General features: G+C 36.7%; 2 protein-coding genes. Both read left to right on the top strand.

Annotated features, from left to right (window positions below; genetic code table 11):
- The first annotated feature begins 233 nt into the window (after nucleotides 1-233).
- The gene (gene rpiA, locus H7U22_RS22725) at nucleotides 234-923 is read left to right on the top strand and encodes a ribose-5-phosphate isomerase RpiA (protein WP_187073629.1); all 690 of its coding nucleotides are present in this window, start codon (nucleotides 234-236) and stop codon (nucleotides 921-923) included.
- A 666-nt stretch (nucleotides 924-1589) separates the two neighbouring features.
- The gene (locus tag H7U22_RS22720; protein WP_187073628.1) at nucleotides 1590-1979 is read left to right on the top strand and encodes a LiaF transmembrane domain-containing protein; all 390 of its coding nucleotides are present in this window, start codon (nucleotides 1590-1592) and stop codon (nucleotides 1977-1979) included.
- Nucleotides 1980-2310 lie beyond the last annotated feature (331 nt).

Here is a 2310-nt window from a genome sequence, read left to right as displayed (position 1 = left end):
GTCACCACGGACCCTTAAACTAATTTCGTTTTGTGGAGACACGAACCCATGCCGATCCTGATCTGTGGTATTGGTGGTAAATAAAAAGCACTCCAAAATCTGTGTTTATCTGTGTGCATCTGTGGTTGAAACATTTTACTCTTGCGCCATGGTACTTGTCACCACGAGCCATAATTTTGTATAACCTATCGAGGGGGTGAGGCCCAGTCCATAAAATTCCTTATTTTTACACTATGGAACCGATAGATAAAACCCAACAAGATGCTCAAAAATTAGCTGCCGCTTTAGAAGCTGTTAAATTTATCAAAGAAGGCGATGTTGTAGGTTTAGGAACAGGATCTACAGCTACGTTTGCAATAGAAGAAATCGGCAAAAAAGTTCGTGAAGGATTAAAAATCACGGCTGCTGCAAGTTCTAAAAGAACCGAGGAATTAGCTAAGTCTTACGGAATTGAAATGCTCGATCTCCAAACGCTCGGTTCAATCGACATTAGTATAGATGGAGCGGATGAATTTACAGAATCCTTAAATTTAATTAAAGGCGGTGGTGGAGCATTGTTCAGAGAAAAAATCCTCGCTTCTTTGAGTAAAAACAGAATTATAGTAACCGATTCCTCTAAAAAAGTATTGAAGTTGGGCGCATTTAAAGTACCTATTGAAGTTATTCCCCTAGCACTTCAATATGTAGTCAATCAAGTTGAAAAGCTTAATGGTTCAAGTATCTTAAGGGAAAAAAATAACGAAACTTTTATTACCGATAATGGAAATTTCATCATTGATGCAGATTTCGGATTAATTGATCATCCAGAAGAACTGGCCAAATCGTTAAATCAAATAGATGGTTTATTAGCCCATGGACTATTTATAGGCTTAACCAATAAGGTAATCATGGCAAGTAGCAACGGAGTTGTAGTTTTTGAATAATTCAATAATTTCATTCTTTTTCGTGTCTTCTGTGTTTCCGTGGCAAATCTTATTAAAGCCCCAAAATAACAATTTGTATAACTATTGAGTGATTTAGCTCCCTCTCTTCAAGGAGAGGGCGGCATGTTTGCATGACAAACTTATCTCAACCCTTAAAATAACAATTTGTATAACTATTGAGGAATTTAGCTCCCTCTCTTCAAGGAGAGGGCGGGGGGAGAGGTTTTTTACTATCTGTGTTTGCGTGACAAACTTATCTCAGCCCCTAAAATAACAATTTGTATAACTATTGAGGGATTTAGCTCCCTCTCTTCAAGGAGAGGGCGGGGGGAGAGGTTTTTTTACTACGGACTTGTGATTTTCGAATAATACAACAATTTCATTCTTTTCCGTGTCTTTTGTGTTTCCGTGGCAAATCTTATTAAAGCCCCTAAAATAACAATCTGTATAACTATTGAGGGATTTAGCTCCCTCTCTTCAAGGAGAGGGCGGGGGGAGAGGCCCCCTTATCACACCTTTTCACCGACATTTTACTACTTTAAAATTTCCTCAAAATATTTTAACCGAGATTTTTATTTCACTCACCGATAAAATAATCTTATTCGAGGAAAACCCATTCTCCAGCATTCATTTTCGTGATACATTTGAATATAAAAACAAAACATCATGGAAACTTTAATCAAAAAAAATCACGCAGATAAACAATTGGGACTAGGTATTTTAATTGTAGTTATCGGATCTGTTTTCTTACTTAGAAACACAGGAGTTGATGTGCCACACTGGATTTTAAGCTGGCATACAGTAATGCTTGGAGCTGGATTGTGGATTGGTTATCGTCGTAATTTTACAGGTGGCGGTTGGTTAGCCTTAACTTTAATAGGCGCAATCTTTACCTTAAAAGACATCACGATTTTCGATTTCGCTTTATCAAAAATCACGACAGCAATGTTTCTAATCGGTGTTGGTTTGTATGTAATCTTTAAACCTAAAACCTATAAATCATTCAATCAACCATTTGAAAAAAAACCAGTTGATTTTACAACAACAGGAAGCTAAAATTCTTAACTCCATCATATACTTGAAAAGGGACATTTTTTAATAAATGTCCCTTTTTTTGTTGAATTCGCCACTAAAAAAGAAACGGGAATTCCACCTTAGTAGAATCCCCGTCATCTAAATTAACGCTCTCACATACATAAACGATAATTTTAAAGATTATTGTATTCACCGCATACTTTTAAATCAGAAAAATGTCATGTTATCTTGCTCTACTCTTGATTCGGATCACAAATCAACCCTTCACGAGAATGACGTGATGACTATGCAAAGTTTAAGGCAATTGGTTGAAATACCAAACACGAACGGCCGTCATTCTCAGCTTGATCCG

Origin of the sequence: Pedobacter fastidiosus (genome assembly GCF_014306625.1) — a bacterium.
Lineage (GTDB): Bacteria > Bacteroidota > Bacteroidia > Sphingobacteriales > Sphingobacteriaceae > Pedobacter > Pedobacter fastidiosus.
Note: the sequence above shows the minus strand (reverse complement) of the source record. Positions and strands in the feature narration are given on the sequence as shown.